This window comes from Streptomyces sp. NPDC093510 (assembly GCF_040683555.1).
Lineage (GTDB): Bacteria > Actinomycetota > Actinomycetes > Streptomycetales > Streptomycetaceae > Streptomyces.
In genome coordinates, this window is record NZ_JBFBEE010000020.1 from 13,250 (window position 1) to 29,201 (window position 15,952).

Below are 15,952 nucleotides of genomic sequence, written 5' to 3' on the forward strand. Positions count from 1 at the left end.
TATCGTGAGTGCTTGCGGACCGTACGCTGCCGCAACGGGCCGCAAGACGAACGGATTTGACCACCGGGCGGACGGGGAAGGCATCGTGGACGACTACGCGGGTCGGGTGCTCGCCGACCGGTACCGCCTGCCGCTGCCGCCCTCCGACGAGTACGAACTCGCCGAGTCGCGCGCCTTCGACACGTACAGCGGGCAGGAAGTTCTCGTGCGGCAGGTGCCGCTGCCCGAGATCGTCGAGGCGGAGATGCTCGACGAGGACGACCTGCCCGACGGGTTCGTGCCGCGGGCGGGGGCCGGCGGGGCCGGAGTGCGGCGGGCCGCGGCGCGGACGACGCGCAGGCCGACGGACCCGGCGGTGCGGCGCGCCATGGAGGCGGCGCAGACCGCCGCGCAGATTCCGGACCATCCACGGCTCGACCAGGTCTTCGACGTGTTCGCCGAGGGCGGCTCGCTCTGGATAGTCAGCGAGTTGGTGGCGGCGAGGCCGCTGGCGGCGCTCCTCGCGGACCGGCCGCTCAGCCCGTTCCGGGCCGCCGAGGTCGCTGCGGACGTCCTCGCGGCGCTGCGCGTGCTCCACGGACACGGGTGGGTGCATCGGAACATCACCGCGAGGACCGTGCTGATCTGCGACGACGGCCGCGTGATGCTGACGGGGCTGGCGGCGGGCGCGGCCGAGGAGGCGCTCTGCGGGTACGACCCCCGGCCGGTCGAGACGGGGGAGGCGGCCGGTTCGGCGGGCTCGGTCGGCAACGTGGCGGAGCACGGGGGTGCGGCCGGCCCGGGCGGTGCGTCTCGTGGCGGCCACGAAGCCGGAGACGTGGGGCTGGACCCCGCGCCGGAGTCCGCAGGGAGCGGCGGTGCGCGGGCCGGGCGTACGGGAGCCGTCGCGGCGTATCGCGCGGGGACGCGAGCTGCCGGACGGGTGTACGCACAGGGCGCGGAGGGCGCGGAGGGCGCGGAGAGCTCGGGAGGGCACGGTGCCGGTCCGGCCGGGCAGATACCGGACCCCTACGGCGTGGCAGGCGACAGGCCGCCCTGGCACGGCGCGGTGCCGCGGAACACGGCCCCCGTGGCGCGCGACGCGCGGGACGAGGGCGCGGGCGCCGAGGAGCGGCTCCAGAAGCACTCCCCCGATGAGTACGAGGACACGCGCGGGGACGCGGCCGCCACCGGGCACGCGAGCTGGGACGAGGGCACCGCCGCCGGAGCCGCCTCGCGCGGACCGACCACCGCCCTCGCCGCCGAGCGCGCCCGGCACGCGCGCATGGTGGTGGTCGGCGCCGTCACCGAGCGGTGGGCGCCCGAACAGGCCGGACCCGTGCACGAGAACTGGCGGCTCGCCGCGCCGATCGGCCCCGCCACCGACCTATGGGCCCTGGGAGCGCTGCTCTTTCGCGCCGTGCAGGGACACGCGCCGTACCCGGAGGACAGCCCGGCCGAACTCGTACAGCTCGTCTGCGCCGAACCGCCCGCCTTCGCCGAGGAGTGCGGCCCGCTGCGGCCCGTGGTCGAGTCGCTGCTGCGTCAGGACCCGACCGAGCGGCTCGACTTCGAGGAGCTGAGCGGCTGGCTGCGTTCGCTGGTGCGGTCAGCGCCGGAACCGGAGGCCGGGGTGAACGTCGTGCCGGTGCCGCCGTACGACGCGGGCCGGCTGCCCGTCGTACGCCGTCGTGGCGAGGTCGTGCGCAAGCGGCGCGGGGCCGCGGCTGCCGCCTCCGGGAACGGCCAGGGGCACGGGCGGCACAAGCGCGGCAAGGGGCGTGGCGGCAAGGGGAGAGGAGGGGCAGGGAGTGACGTGCGCGTCACGTCGTCCATACGGGCCCCGAGCGCCCCTCGGCCGACCCGCGAGCCGAGGGACCGGGCCCACGAGCCGAGGGACCGGGCCCGCGAGCCGGGGGACCGCGGGCCGGCCCGCCCCCGTTCGCTGGGGCGGCTGCTGCTGATCGCCATCCTGCTCGGGCTCGCGGCGGCCGTCGTGTACGCCATGGTGTTCATGCCCAAGGCCGATGACGGTGCGTCGGGCGATCGCGCCGGGACCGCGGGCGAGGTCAGTTCGGCTCCGGGCGCGAGCGGCGGGGCCGACGGCACCGAGAAGGAGCGCGAGAGAGAGAAGGAGAACGAGAAGGAGAAGGAGAACGAGAAGGAGCGGGAGAAGGGGGAAGGCGAGGGCAAGCCGGGCAGGAGTCCGGGTTCGCAGGAGCCGCAGACCACCAACCGCCCCGACCTGCCGCAGGGATTCACCCTGAGCAAGGACCCCGAGGGCTTCCACGTCGCCGTCGCCAAGGGCTGGGACCGGCAGCCCAAGAACGGCCGGGGTCAGGTCCGTTACACGCACGGCGCCTTCGAGCTGCTGGTGGTGCCGGGACGTGACACCACGGACGGCTACGGCAGCGACCCCATGAAGTACCAGCGTGAGGACGAGCGCGAGCTGCAGCCGTTCCGGGACTCCTCCTGGGCGACCTCCAGCGGGATGCGCCGTATCGACGTCGGCGGACGCGCCATGGCCGAGGGGCAGTTCACCTGGCAGGACTCCGCGGGCCGTGAGGTCTTCGTACGCAATCTGGCGATGGTCGTCGGCGGGAAGTACCACGTGGTGCAGGTGCGCGGGCCCGAGGCCGAACGGGACGAGGTGGACCGGCTGTACGAGCAGGCGTCGGCCACCTACCGGGTCACCGACTGAGCCGGTTCGGGTGCGGTTGCGGCGCGGTCCCGGCGCGGTTCCGGCCCTCGTCACACCCTCGGAGCCAGGCGATTGGGGCACTCTGGACATGAACGGCATGCGTCACAGTGCGGTCTCCTGAGACCCCCTGTGGTTCCCAGCGCGCTTCCCGCTCCTTAACCTGGCCCTGTCAATACCATTGCGGGGGAACGTGAACCAGATGCAGGGCCTGCTCCTCGCGGGCCGCTACCGACTCGTGGAGTCCATCGGCCGCGGTGGCATGGGACGGGTGTGGCGTGCGCAGGACGAGGTGCTGCACCGTGCCGTCGCCGTCAAGGAGCTGACGGCTGCCCAGTTCGTGCAGGAGGCCGACCGTGCCGTCCTCTTCGCGCGGACGCAGACGGAGGCACGGGCCGCCGCCCGCATCAACCACCCCGCCGTCGTCACCGTGCACGACGTCATCCAGTACGACGACCGGCCCTGGATCGTGATGGAGCTGGTCGAGGGCCGCTCGCTGGCGGACGCCGTCAAGGACGACGACCGCGTCGAACCGGTCGAGGCCGCCCGCATCGGCCTGTGGACCCTGAAGGCCCTGCGCGCCGCGCACGCCGCCGGGGTCCTGCACCGCGACGTCAAGCCCGGCAACGTACTCCTCTCCGACGACCGGCGGATTCTGCTCACCGACTTCGGGATCGCCGCGATCGAGGGCGACTCCACGATCACGCGGACCGGGGAAGTCGTCGGCTCGGTCGACTATCTGGCGCCCGAGCGCGTCAGCGGCGGCAACCCCGGGCCCGCCTCCGACCTGTGGGCGCTCGGCGCCACGCTGTACACGGCCGTCGAGGGCTTCTCCCCGTTCCGGCGCACGTCGCCGCTCGGCACCATGCAGGCCGTGGTCACGGAGGAGCCCGCGCCGCCCCGGCACGCGGGGGTCCTCGCCCCCGTCATCAGCGCGCTGCTGCGCAAGGACCCGGAGACCCGGCCGACCGCCGAGGAAGCCGAACTGATGCTGGCCGAGGCCGCGGAGGGGCGACGGCCGCAGCACGCGCAGGCGTACGTCCCGACGCAGGTGCACCCGGCCTCCGGACCGCACACGGACGCGCAGGGGAAGTTCCCGTCGGCGTACACGCGGAGCGACACCCCGGCGGCGCCGTACACGCACGCGCACTTCCAAGCCCCTGGCACAGGCACACGCACAGGCACAGGCACAGGCACCGACACCGCCCCCGGCACGGACACAGCCTCCGGCACCGCCCCCGGTACGGGCACAGCCTCCGGCACCGCCCCCGGCGCCCGCCGGGACGCCCACACCGTCGTCGGCGGTCAGGGCCCGCGTGAGCGTCGCCGCTGGCCCGCGATCGTCGCGCTCGTCGTGGCGGCCGCGCTGGTCGGCGGCGGTGGCGTCTTCGGCTATCTGCACTTCGCCGCCGGCACGCAGGAGTCGGGGAACAGCGCGGAGGACGAGCCGGGCAAGGAGGTGGGCCGCATACCCGACGACTGGCAGCGCGTGAACGACCCCGAGGGCTTCAGCCTTGTGCTGCCCAAGGAGTGGAAGCGCGAGGCGAACGGCAACCAGGTCGACTACACCCCCGACGGCGGACGCCGGTTCCTGCGCGTCGCCGTCGAGAAGAACCCCCAGTTCAAGAGTTCGTACGCCCACCAGCTGTCCCTGGAGAAGAACCTGCGGGTCAAACTCCCCGAGTACCGGCGGCTGCGGATGGATTCGAACGTATTCCGCGATCAGCCCGGCGCGCTCTGGGAGTTCAGCTGGACTGCGGGTGCGAACGACACGACCGCGGGCCCGCGCCGCGCCATAGAGCAGACCTATCTCAGCCGTGACGGCGTCGAGTACGCGCTGTACATGTCGGCCCCGGCAGCCGGCTGGGACACCACGCGCGAGCAGTTCGACGCGATGCTCCGGGGGTGGCGGGAGCGCTGAGCGCCCGCGCCCACCCCTGTGAAGTCGGGCGGCAGCGGCCGGAACCGGCCCGCGGCTCACTTCGCCCCATTCCGTTCGCACACGTGTGGGGCATGATGGCCGCATGGGGAGCCTGGGAGACCACGCCGGTGGTGCAGGTGGAGGAGCCGGCGGGGGTGGCGTCGGCGGGGGCGGCGCACGTGTGATCGCGGGCCGTTACCGCCTCGAGGCGCGGCTCGGACGGGGCGGCATGGGGGTCGTGTGGCGTGCCACCGATCTGCTTCTGGGGCGCCAGGTCGCGGTCAAGGAACTGGCGCGCGACGAGACCCTCTCGGACGTCGAGGCGGAGCAGCAGCGCGAGCGGACCCTGCGTGAGGCGCGGGCCGTGGCGCAGCTGCGGCATCCGCACGTCATCGTCGTCCACGACGTCGTCGTGCAGGACGAACAGCCGTACATAGTGATGGAGTTGGTCGAAGGCGGCTCGCTGGCCGGGCGGATCGCGCGGGGCGGGCCCCTGGACGCGCACGCCGTCGCAAGGATGGGCATCGACCTGGTCGGTGCCCTGCGCACCGCGCACGAGGCGGGCATCCTGCACCGCGACCTCAAGCCCGCCAACGTCCTCCTGGAGCGGTCGACGGGCCGCGTCGTGCTCACCGACTTCGGGATCGCGCAGCTCACCGGGGCGACGACGTTGACGGAGGTCGGGTCGTTCGTGGGTTCGCCCGAGTACACCGCGCCGGAGCGGATGGCGGGCGAGCGGACGGGGCCCGAGTCGGACCTGTGGTCGCTCGGCGCGCTGCTGGTCACCGCGCTGACCGGTGAGTCCCCGTTCCGCCGCGACTCCATCGGCGGCGTCCTGCACGCCGTCGTCTACGACGACATCCGGCCACCCGCGGCGGCCGCGCCGCTGCTGCCCGTGGTGCTCGGCCTCCTCGACCGCGACCCCGACCGGCGGCTCGACGCGGCGGAGGCGGAGGGGCTGCTGCGGGTGTACGTCGAGACGGGGCGGATGCCGACGGTGGAGCGGGAGAGACCCGGCTCCGGGCTGCCGGGACTTCCGGGGTTGTCGGGGTTACCCGGGCGGGTGGGCCTGCCCGGCCGACCGGGGCGAGGCGGTCAGACACCCGCCGAGCGGGAGCTGCTCGCGAGCCGGGCCGCCGCGGGACTCGTGAAGCCGGAGAAGCACGGCCGGGCATTCATGATCGCCGCCGCGCTGGTGGCCGCGCTCGCCGGGGCCGGGGTCTCCGCCGTGGTCCTGATGGGCAGGGACGGCGACAGCGGGGGCACACCGGCCACCCTGTCGCCCTCCGCGTCGCAGGGCTCTCCGACGCCCACGGTCACCGTGACGACGCGCACGCCGAGGCCGTCGTCGCCCGAGGCGCCCCAGGGCTACCGCATCGCCAAGGACCCCAAGGGCTTCGCGCTCGCCGTCCCCGAGGGCTTCCGGCGCCAGGTGGACGGACGCCGCGTCTTCTACGTCTCGTCGGACGGCACCTACCGCATCGGCATCAAGGAGGCGGCCTCGGGGCGCGGCGGCCCGCTCGCGGCGCAGCGCCGCGCCGACGCCGAAGGGGCACGCGACAACCCCGGCTACCGCGACAGCAGGGTCACGGAGACCACGCGCAACGGCAGGCCCGCCGCCCTGTGGGAGTTCACCTGGGACGGCTACGGCGACGACGAGGGCGGTCGGCGCACGCTCGACCTGTGCTGGCAGGAGGGCGGCCGGATGTTCGACGTGTGGGTCTCGGCGCCGGCCGGGGACGCGGGGCAGGCGCGGCGGTACTTCGACGCGGCGGTGGACACGTTCGTACGCCGATGACGCTCCCCGGCGTGCATCACCCCGGTCACAATGGGGGCCCTGGCTGGAAAGCGTGGTGCCCGGCAGGGTAAGGATGTGGGCATGAGTGACAACGGGGGAGCCTCTTACGGGCCGTACGAACCCACCAGCTTCGGCCTGCAGCCGCCACAACGGCCGGGCGTACCGGGGCAATCCGGCCATGGCGAGGGGATTCACCCCGACAATCCGTATGCGCAGCCGCTGCACCCACAGCCCGCGCAGCAGCACCCACAGCCCTCGCAACACCCGCAGCAGCAGCACCCACAGCCCTCGCAGCAGCCCCAGCCCTCACAGCACCCACAGCCCTCGCAGCACCCACAGCCCTCGCAGCAGCCCCAGCCCTCACAGCAGCCGCAGCAGACCCTGCACGCGCAGTCCGAGCCGGGCGCGGGCCGGCTGATCGCCAAGCGCTACCGGCTGCTCGCCAAGCTCGGCCACGGCGGCATGGGCACGGTCTGGCGCGCCAAGGACGAGACGGTGGACCGCGAGGTCGCCGTGAAGGAGCCGCGCCTCCCCGACCACCTGCCGGAGCGGGAGCGGGCCAACGCCTTCGAGCGGATGCGCCGCGAGGCGCGCGCCGCCGCCCGCCTCGATCACCCCGCCGTGGTCAACGTCCACGACGTGGCGGTCGAGGACGGCCAGCCGTGGATCGTGATGGAGCTCGTCCAGGGCCGTTCCCTGGGCGCCGCGCTCCAGGAGGGCACGCTCGGCGCCCGCGACGCCGCGCGCATCGGCCTCGAGGTCCTGAACGCCCTGGACGCCGCGCACCAGGCGGGCATCCTGCACCGTGACGTGAAGCCGGACAACGTCATGCTCGGCCGGCACGACCGCGTCGTCCTCACCGACTTCGGCATCGCCCAGATCGAGGGCGAGACGAACCTGACGGACACCGGTGGCTTCGTCGGCTCGCCCGAATTCATCGCCCCGGAGCGGGTGTTGGGGCAGCGGCCGGGCCCCGCATCCGATCTCTGGTCGCTGGGCGTCGTCCTGTACGCGGCGACGGAGGGCGTCTCGCCCTTCCGCCGCAACAACACGCCCGCGACACTTCAGTCCGTCCTGAACGCGACTCCCGCCGCGCCCGCGTCGGCCTCCGGACCGCTCGCCGAGGCGATCAACCGGCTGCTGGCCAAGGACCCGGCCCAGCGTCCGGACGCCGCACAGGTCCGCACCCTCCTGGAGGAGGCTGCCAGGCCGCCGCAGCCGGCGCCGACGCAGGTCGTCACGGTGGCGGGCGGCGGCTCCGGGCAGCAGCACGGCAAGGGAATCTTCCTGAGCCGCAAGGCCCTTGTGGTCGTCGCCGGTGTGGTCGTCGCGGCCGTGGCCGCCGGGGTCCTCGTGGCGTTGAACCCCTTCGGTAGCTCGGACGCCGAGGCATGGAAGAAGCACGAGGCGAAGGCGGTCGCCGCCACCGTCTCCGCTCCGGAGGGCTACGCGGAGAGCAAGCCGGAGGCCACCGACACGGACAAGTCCTGGGCCAGGTACACCGACCCCAGCGGTGCCGTCTTCATCACGCTCGACCTCGCGGAGAAGAAGGACACCTCGCTGCAGGTCGCGGGGACCGCGGCGGCCCAGGCGTACGCCGACGCGGAGACGTTCGAGGAGAGCGGCGAGAGCTCGATCAGCGACATGGCCGGCGACCCCGCTCCCGTCGCCAGGACCAAGGAGACGAAGTACCGGGACCGCGGTGCCGCCGAGAACACGGTCACGTACACCGACTCGCAGTCCGAGCTGCCGCGCGAGGCCAGGATTCTGTACTACCGGACCAAGTCCGGGGACATGTACCGGTTGTGGATCGACTATCCCGGCAAGGGCGACTTCACCGCCCGCGGCCGCGAGGTCGCCGAGACCGCCATCGCCGACCTGGAGCTCAGCAAGCTCTGAAAACTGCTCCGAGGCTCGTCCCGCTGGCGACAACGCCCTGATCAGCAGCTTTGTCGCCAGCAATCACTGGCGTGGTGCGAGTGGCCCGTGAAGCCGTTACCGATGGGTACCCAAAACCCTGACGTGCGCCTACTCTCACGAGCATGACGGACTCGCAGGCCACCGCAGCGCCCCTCGGAACGAACCCGACCGCCCCGGCCCCCGACGGCGCGCGCACCGCCGCCGACGTGGTCACGCCCGAGCTGATCGCCCAGCTCACCCGTGACGTCATCGGGTCGGGACGTACGGCCAACCACACGCCGCTCACCGGCGAGAAGCTGGCCGACCTGCCCGAGTCCACCCCCGAGGACGTGGCCACCGCCTTCGAGCGGGCCCGCACCGCCCAGATCGCCTGGGCCAGGACCCCGGTGAAGCAGCGCGCCGCCGTCCTGCTGCGCTTCCACGACCTGGTGCTCCAGCGCCAGGCCGAAGTCCTCGACCTGATACAGCTGGAGACCGGCAAGTCCCGGCTGCACGCGCACGAGGAGATCCAGGCCGTCGCCGTCGCAGCCCGGCACTACGGCCGCAAGGCCCCCTCGTACCTCAGCCCGAAGCGGCACACCGGCGTCGTCCCGACCCTCACCAAGGTCACGGAGAACCGGCAGCCGCGCGGCGTCGTCGGCCAGATCGCCCCCTGGAACTACCCGCTCGAACTCTCCATCGGCGACGCGCTGCCCGCCCTCGTCGCGGGCAACGCCCTCGTGATGAAGCCCGACACGGAGACCTGCCTGACCGCCCTGTGGGCCCGCGACCTGATCATCGAGGCGGGCCTGCCGTCCGAGGCCTTCCAGGTCGTCCTCGGCGAGGGCCCCGTCGTCGGCCCCGAGGTCGTCAAGCACGCCGACTACGTCTCCTTCACCGGCTCCACCCGCACAGGACGCGAGGTCGCGCAGGGCGCCGCCGCGCGCCTGGTCGGCGTCTCGCTCGAACTCGGCGGCAAGAACGCCATGCTGGTGCTGCACGACGCCGACATCGACAAGGCCGCGTCGGGCGCGGTGCGCGCCTGCTTCTCCTCCGCGGGCCAGCTGTGCATCTCCATCGAGCGGCTGTACGTCCACGAGTCGATCGCGGACGAGTTCGTGGCGCGCTTCGCGGAACGTACGAAGGCGATACGGCTCGGCACGTCCCTCGCGTACGGCGCCGACATGGGCTCCCTCGTCGGCGAGCGCCAGCTGGAGACCGTGACCCGGCACGTCGAGGAGGCCGTCGCCAAGGGCGCCACGCTCGTCGCGGGCGGCGTCGCGCGCCCCGACATCGGCCCCTACTTCTACGAGCCGACCATCCTGGACGGCGTCGAGGCCCCGATGGCGGTGTGCGGCGAGGAGACCTTCGGCCCCGTCGTCTCCATCTACCGCTTCACGGACGAGAACGAGGCGGTCGAGCTCGCCAACGCCACGTCGTACGGCCTGAACTCCTCGGTCTGGACGAAGGACACCGGCCGCGGCCGCAAGATCGCCGCCCGCCTGCGCACCGGCACCGTCAACGTCAACGAGGGCTACGCGCCCGCCTACGGCAGCGTGCAGTCCCCGATGGGCGGCATGAAGGACTCCGGTCTGGGCCGCCGCCACGGCTCCGAGGGCATCCTCAAGTACACCGAGGCGCAGACCGTCGCCACCCAGCGGATCATGCCGCTGGCGCCCTCCTTCGGCATGGACGACGAGAAGTACGCGGCGTTCATGACCGCGAGCCTGAAGGTCATGAAGGCGTTCCGACTGCGTTAGCAGCGCCCCGTAAGGGGCGCGGGGAACCGCGCGAGCAACCACAGACCCACAGACGGCCCGCGGGCAATTTGACGAGGAGAGTCGATGTCACAGGAGAGCTCTGCCCAGATCCAGGTGGGCGACGACGCGTACGACTACGACGTGGTCGTCGTGGGCAGCGGCTTCGGCGGCGCCGTGTCCGCGCTGCGGCTGACGGAGAAGGGATATCGCGTCGGCGTGCTCGAGGCGGGCCGCCGCTTCACGCGCGCGACGCTGCCCAAGAACTCCTGGGACCTGAAGAACTACCTCTGGGCCCCCGCCCTCGGCCTCTTCGGCATCCAGCGCATCCACCTGCTCGGCAACGTGATGGTCCTCGCGGGCGCCGGAGTCGGCGGCGGCTCGCTCAACTACGCCAACACCCTCTACGTACCGCCCGAACCGTTCTTCAAGGACCCGCAGTGGAAGGACATCACGGACTGGCAGGACGAACTGCACCCCTACTACGAGCAGGCCAAGCGCATGCTCGGAGTGCGGCTCAACCCGACGACGACGCCCTCGGACATCCATCTGAAGGCCGCCGCCCAGGAGATGGGGGTCGGCGACAGCTTCCACATGGCGCCCGTCGGCGTCTTCTTCGGCGACGAGAAGGACGCGGACGGTCGTTCAACGACCCGGCCGGGGACGGAAGTTCCCGACCCCTACTTCGGCGGCGCGGGACCGTCCCGCAGATCCTGCACCGAGTGCGGCGAGTGCATGACCGGCTGCCGGCACGGCGCGAAGAACACCCTCAACGAGAACTACCTCTACCTGGCGGAGAAGGCCGGCGCGGTCATCCACCCGATGACCTCGGTCGTCGCCGTCACCGAGGACTCGCAGGGCGGCTTCGCCGTCGCCACCCTGCCCACCGACGACAAGCGCAAGGGCAGAGGCCGCACCTTCAAGGCCCGCAAGGTCGTCGTCGCCGCCGGTACGTACGGTACGCAGACGCTCCTGCACCGCATGAAGGACAACGGCCTGCTGCCGCACATATCGAAGCGGCTCGGCACCCTCACCCGCACCAACTCCGAGGCCCTGGTCGGCGCCCAGACCACCGACCGCCGCTACCGCAAGCGGCACGGCACGGAGAAGGCCGACTTCACCAAGGGCGTCGCGATCACCTCGTCGATCCACCCGAACGCCAACACGCACATCGAGCCCGTCCGCTACGGCAAGAAGTCCAACGCGATGGGCAGCCTCACCGTGCTCCAGGTCCCGTACACGGTGAGGGGCGGCAAGGCGCGCGTCGCGGGCTGGCTCGGCAACGTGGCACGCCACCCGTGGCTGATGGCCCGTTCGCTCTCCAACCGGCGCTGGTCGGAGCGGACCATCATCGGCCTCGTCATGCAGTCGCTCGACAACTCCCTGACCACGCACCGCAAGGAGAAGGGCATCGGGAAGGGACTGCTCACCGCCCGGCAGGGCCACGGCGCGCCCAACCCCGACCAGATCCCCGAGGCCACCCGCGCGGCGACGATCCTCTCCAAGGAGATCAACGGCTTCGCGGGCTCGAACATCGGCGAGCTCATGGGGACCCCGCTGACCGCGCACTTCCTCGGCGGCTGCCCGATCGGCGACTCGGCGGACACGGGCGTCATCGACCCCTACCACCGGCTCTACGGCCACCCCGGCATCTCGGTCGTCGACGGCGCCGCGGTCTCCGCGAACCTGGGCGTCAACCCGTCCCTGACGATCACCGCGCAGGCCGAGCGCGCCATGTCGTTCTGGCCCAATAAGGGCGGCGAGGACCCGCGTCCGGCGCAGGGCACGGAGTACGTGCGGCTCGCGGCCGTCGAACCGAAGACCCCCGCGGTCCCGGCGGACGCCTTCGGCGCGCTGAAGCTGCCGTTCCTGGGGATGCCCGCGGTGCCGCCCAAGAAGTGACGCGGCCCCGACACCCGTAGGGCCCCACCCTAGGGCCCCACCCGTAGGGGCCCACCCGTAGGGGCCCGGACACACGTAAGGACCTGCGCCCCCCTCCGAGCGCAGGTCCTTCCGCGTGATCAGGTGCCGCTGTTACGCGGCGGTGTCGGCCTTGCGGCGACGTACGGCGAACATCGCGCCCGCACCGGCGACGACGGCGGCGCCGCCCGCGAGGGCGATGGTCGGCAGCATCGAGCTGGAGCCCGTCTCGGCCAGGCTGCCCGTGTCGCCGCCGGTGGTGTCGGCGACCGGGAGCTCCTTGGACTCGCTCTGCGGCTTCTTGACGGAGGCCGGCTGGGTCTTGTCCGGGGTCGGCGTGGACGTGCCCGGGGTCTCGCCCGAGCTGCCCGCCTTGCGGAACGTGATCGGCTGGTACGCGTCCGAGCTGTGCATGCAGTTCTGCTCGGTGTCGAGGTAGCCGCCGATGCCGACCGCGTAGCCGTCACCGGCCGGGGCCTTGGAGTCGATGGCGACCCGCAGCTTGACGTCGACCGTCTCGTCGGGGCCGAGGTCGGCGACGTCGAAGGCGAGACCGCCGTTCACATCGCCTTCGATCGTCTTCCAGGCATCGGCCTTGGAGCTGAAGTACTGCAGGTCGGCGTAGCTGCTCAGCCGGTCATCGTCGTCGTCGCCCGCCGAGAAGTCGTTCACGGCCGCGATCCACTTGACCTCGCCGAGCTCGTCGTCGGTGGGGTTGGTGAGGGACAGCTCGAACCGGTGCCAGCCGCTGCCCGTGACGATCTTCTCGGGCAGGCCGACGAGGTCGACCTCCAGCACGGATTCGGTGTCCACGCCGTCTTCGTTGACCGGGCAGTCGAGCGGCTCCTCCGCTTCCCCGTCCTCGGCGTCCTCTTCCTCGTCCTTGGGATCCCCGTCCTTGAGCTCGTCGGCGGGCTTGTCCGCCTTCGGGGGCTTCGCAGGCTTCGCGGGCTTCGCCGGAGGGGTGGACGGCGGCTCGTCGGCCGGCTCGTCGGTGTCCGCGGGCGGTGTGGACGGGGTGGACGGGGTGGAGGGGCTGGGCGTGGCCGTGTCCGTCGGCGTTCCGGCCGGCGGGGGCGTCCCGGGGGAGTTCGCGGCCGAAGCCGCGGAGCCGGCCTCCTCGGTCGCGAAGGCCGCCGGGGCCGAGAGCAGCGCGATCGGGGCTATGGCAGCCGTTGCGGCCGCGGCAGCCATGGCACGACGAAGCTTCATGAAGACCTCAGGAAGTCCGGCGCGCTGCCCGGTCGGCAGCACGGAAATGGAGGCCCCCGCGTTGGAGACGCGGGTGTGGCCGTTGTTACTGCATGCATGACCTGCGATCCCTGTGAATGGTTGTCCTCGGGTTCACAGAATTCTTATGTGGTGTGAATCACACGGCTTGTGTTGTCGTGAGGGGGTGCCGTAGAACTTCCCCGCTCAAGAGGCACATGGAGCACGTGGAGCACGTGGAGCACATGGATGCCAGGGGATGCCAGGGGAGGGGACAGCGTGGCCATACCCGACGAGGTGTGGGAGAGGTTCGAGGACGACAGCGAGCGGGACATCCGCTCCTCCGCGCCGAAGGAGCCGTCGGCGCGGGCCCGCATGGTGGCCGAAAGGCTACGGCGCCTCGACGAGGAGGCCGCGCGCCGGCGGATCGAGGAGGCGGGGCGGTTCCGCCGCAGGCGCGCGAAGCGCGAGGCGGAGTCCGAGCGGTGGCGGCCGGACGAGTGGCGGGCGGCGCCGACGGGCCCGCGCCGGAGCCGACGCTCCGAACGCAGCCGCCGGGCGTGGTGCGTGGTGATCGTCATCGGTGGCATGGCCCTCGCGATCGCCCTGCTCAGCCCGTTCCGCTTCTGGATCTGGGGCTGGTGACGGAACCGGAATCGATCTTCCCCCGTCGTAACAGTGCAAGCAGCGACGAGACTGCGAGCAGCAGGAATCAACAAGCGGGAAGCCTTCGGGGGAAACAGAACGTGAAGTCAGCTGTGTCGCGTGTCGTGGCGGCCGTCTCGGTCGTGGCCGCCCTCGGTGCGAGTGCCGCCTGCAGCAGCAGTGGTGACGACGACGCCGGGAAGCCGTCGAAGCCGCGCGCCCGTGTGGGCTCCGCCGCGCTGGAGAAGGCGGCCCTCACCGCGGGGGACATCAAGGGCTACAAGGTCGAGACGCCCAAGGCGTCCGAGGGGTCCAAGGGGCCCGGCCCCGGGAAGGCGTCGCCCACGGAGTGCGGCCCACTCGCCGCGATGCTCGCTTCCGCTTCCGCTTCTGCTGCCGGTGCCGGTGCCGGTGCCGGTGTCGGTGTCGGCACCGGTGGTTCGGCGAAGGCGCACGTCGACCGCGTCCTGACCCCCACCGACGACAAGGACTTCACGACGACGGGCGTCGGGCTCTCCGCCTACGCCGAGGCCGACGCCAAGCAGACGATGAAGGACCTGCGTACGGCGTCTACGTCGAAGAAGTGCGCCGCCTTCCGCGTCGGTGAACAGCGCTACCTCGGCGTGAAATCGATGTCGGCCCCGGAGGGCGAGGGCGACGAGGCCGTCTCGTACAAAATCGCCCATCGCAACGGTGAGTTCGTGGTGCGGGAGAGCGTCACGGTCGTGCGCAGCGGCTCGACGCTCGCGGTCTTCGACGCGTCGAACCTGTACGACCCCGAAGGCGTCCAGAGCGACAAGGAAGCCGAGAGGAACGGCATGGACGGCATCGGCGCGCCCACCGCGGACGAGGACCCGAAGGTGGCACCCGAGATCGTCGACGCGCAGCTCGGCAAGCTCTGACCTAACTCACACGCGCCGCGTACAACCTTTCCGGCGGTTTCTGATCGTTACGGAAAACGCTGGTGAGAGGCGTGCTTCTACCGCTTTCATGTCGCCTCGGCGCGGGCCGTCGCCCGCGCCGTGAGAGTGAAGGTAGGAAACGTGAAGTCATCTGTGTCCCGTGCCGTCGTGGCCGCGTCCGTGACGGTCGCGCTGGGTCTGACCGCAGCCTGCGGCAGCGACAACGGCGACAGCGGCGACAAGGGCAAGAAGTCGCCGGAGAAGTCGGCCGCGGCGAAGCCGGTCGCGAAGAAGTCGACCGTGCTGTCCGCGGCGGATCTGGAGAAGGCGGCCCTCGCCAAGGGCGACCTCAAGGGCTACAAGGTCGAGAAGATGTCTGCGGCGGACATGCCGTCGCAGACCGTGCCCGCGGACCCGGCCGCGTGCCAGCCGTTCGCCGACATGTTCATGTTCGCCACCCAGCCGGCGGCGAAGAACCGCCTCGGCCGCACCCTGACCGGCCCCGACGAGCTGGACGCCACGGTCATCTCGCTCGCCCTGCTCGCGCACGAGAAGGCCGACGCGGAGAAGATCATGGAAGGCCTGCGGAAGGCCACGAAGAAGTGCACCGCGTACGAGCACGCGGACTCCAAGTACCGCGACGTCGCGGCCCTGCCCGCGCCGAAGGCGGGCGATGACGCCGTCTCGTACAAGGTCGTGGGCGACATCCAGGGCCAGAAGACGCCGATGAGCTTCACGGTCGTGCGCAGCGGGTCGACGCTCGCGGCCTTCTACTCGATCAACCTGCTCAAGCCCAAGGAGTTCGGCGTGCCGACGAAGATCGTCGACGCGCAGGTGAACAAGCTGGAGAAGCTCGCGAAGTAGCCGCCGCCCACGCGCCGGAGCCCGAAGGCGAAGAGCACGAAGGCGAAGAGCGAGATGGTGAAAGCGAAGGGCCCCGCGGGACGGAACCGCGGGGCCCTTGGCTGTCGGCGCCGACGTCAGGGCTGCGTCGGTGCCTCGGGGCGGCGCCGGGGGGAGTGCGCCGCTTGGCCGGGGGTGCCGGTGGCCGACCCGGCGCACAGGGGGCGCTCGCGTGGTATCGACCAATGGCAATGAAGATGTGGACGGGGTCTCGCTGCCCGCCCTTCTACGCATCGTGCTGGATGTGTTGTTGGCTGCGCAACCGTTTCGACCACTTGTGCAGGGGAAAGGGCCGGGGATCCGGTTCGGGGTACGAGGGGT

Annotated in this window: 10 protein-coding genes; 9 read left to right on the plus strand and 1 reads right to left on the minus strand. The window is 71.9% G+C overall.

The window, feature by feature from the left end; genetic code table 11:
- Positions 1 to 85: 85 nt before the first annotated feature.
- From AB0N81_RS29060 to AB0N81_RS29085, 6 genes are all read left to right on the plus strand, one after another.
- Positions 86 to 2,680 (plus strand): protein kinase, encoded by a 2,595-nt coding sequence (locus tag AB0N81_RS29060; RefSeq protein WP_365363409.1) that lies wholly within the window; start codon positions 86 to 88, stop codon positions 2,678 to 2,680.
- A 199-nt stretch (positions 2,681 to 2,879) separates the two neighbouring features.
- The gene (locus AB0N81_RS29065; protein WP_365363648.1) at positions 2,880 to 4,598 is read left to right on the plus strand and encodes a serine/threonine-protein kinase; all 1,719 of its coding nucleotides are present in this window, start codon (positions 2,880 to 2,882) and stop codon (positions 4,596 to 4,598) included.
- Between the two features lie 103 nt (positions 4,599 to 4,701).
- Positions 4,702 to 6,396: a serine/threonine-protein kinase gene (locus AB0N81_RS29070; RefSeq protein ID WP_365363411.1), complete on the plus strand. Its 1,695-nt coding sequence runs from the start codon at positions 4,702 to 4,704 to the stop codon at positions 6,394 to 6,396.
- Between the two features lie 81 nt (positions 6,397 to 6,477).
- On the plus strand, positions 6,478 to 8,295 hold the full coding sequence (locus AB0N81_RS29075; protein ID WP_365363413.1) for a serine/threonine-protein kinase: 1,818 nt from the start codon (positions 6,478 to 6,480) through the stop codon (positions 8,293 to 8,295).
- A 143-nt stretch (positions 8,296 to 8,438) separates the two neighbouring features.
- Positions 8,439 to 10,055, plus strand: a complete 1,617-nt coding sequence (locus AB0N81_RS29080) for a succinic semialdehyde dehydrogenase (protein ID WP_365363415.1) — start codon at positions 8,439 to 8,441, stop codon at positions 10,053 to 10,055.
- An 84-nt stretch (positions 10,056 to 10,139) separates the two neighbouring features.
- Positions 10,140 to 11,954, plus strand: a complete 1,815-nt coding sequence (locus tag AB0N81_RS29085; protein WP_365363417.1) for a GMC family oxidoreductase — start codon at positions 10,140 to 10,142, stop codon at positions 11,952 to 11,954.
- Between the two features lie 132 nt (positions 11,955 to 12,086).
- Here the strand turns inward: AB0N81_RS29085 and AB0N81_RS29090 are convergent, their stop codons facing one another.
- Positions 12,087 to 13,184 (minus strand): LAETG motif-containing sortase-dependent surface protein, encoded by a 1,098-nt coding sequence (locus AB0N81_RS29090; RefSeq protein ID WP_365363419.1) that lies wholly within the window; start codon positions 13,182 to 13,184, stop codon positions 12,087 to 12,089.
- A gap of 276 nt (positions 13,185 to 13,460) precedes the next feature.
- Between AB0N81_RS29090 and AB0N81_RS29095 the strand changes: the two genes are divergently transcribed.
- From AB0N81_RS29095 to AB0N81_RS29105, 3 genes are all read left to right on the plus strand, one after another.
- Positions 13,461 to 13,826, plus strand: a complete 366-nt coding sequence (locus AB0N81_RS29095; protein ID WP_365363421.1) for a hypothetical protein — start codon at positions 13,461 to 13,463, stop codon at positions 13,824 to 13,826.
- A 101-nt stretch (positions 13,827 to 13,927) separates the two neighbouring features.
- The gene (locus AB0N81_RS29100; RefSeq protein WP_365363423.1) at positions 13,928 to 14,728 is read left to right on the plus strand and encodes a hypothetical protein; all 801 of its coding nucleotides are present in this window, start codon (positions 13,928 to 13,930) and stop codon (positions 14,726 to 14,728) included.
- A 141-nt stretch (positions 14,729 to 14,869) separates the two neighbouring features.
- Positions 14,870 to 15,592, plus strand: a complete 723-nt coding sequence (locus AB0N81_RS29105; RefSeq protein WP_365363425.1) for a hypothetical protein — start codon at positions 14,870 to 14,872, stop codon at positions 15,590 to 15,592.
- The last annotated feature ends 360 nt before the right edge of the window (positions 15,593 to 15,952 follow it).

Coding starts and splice junctions, on each gene's coding strand:
- AB0N81_RS29090 (WP_365363419.1), bottom strand. CDS start 13,184: ATGAAGCTTCGTCGTGCCATGGCTGCCGCGGCCGCAACGGCTGCCATA.
- AB0N81_RS29065 (WP_365363648.1), top strand. CDS start 2,880: ATGCAGGGCCTGCTCCTCGCGGGCCGCTACCGACTCGTGGAGTCCATC.
- AB0N81_RS29075 (WP_365363413.1), top strand. CDS start 6,478: ATGAGTGACAACGGGGGAGCCTCTTACGGGCCGTACGAACCCACCAGC.
- AB0N81_RS29080 (WP_365363415.1), top strand. CDS start 8,439: ATGACGGACTCGCAGGCCACCGCAGCGCCCCTCGGAACGAACCCGACC.
- AB0N81_RS29070 (WP_365363411.1), top strand. CDS start 4,702: ATGGGGAGCCTGGGAGACCACGCCGGTGGTGCAGGTGGAGGAGCCGGC.
- AB0N81_RS29085 (WP_365363417.1), top strand. CDS start 10,140: ATGTCACAGGAGAGCTCTGCCCAGATCCAGGTGGGCGACGACGCGTAC.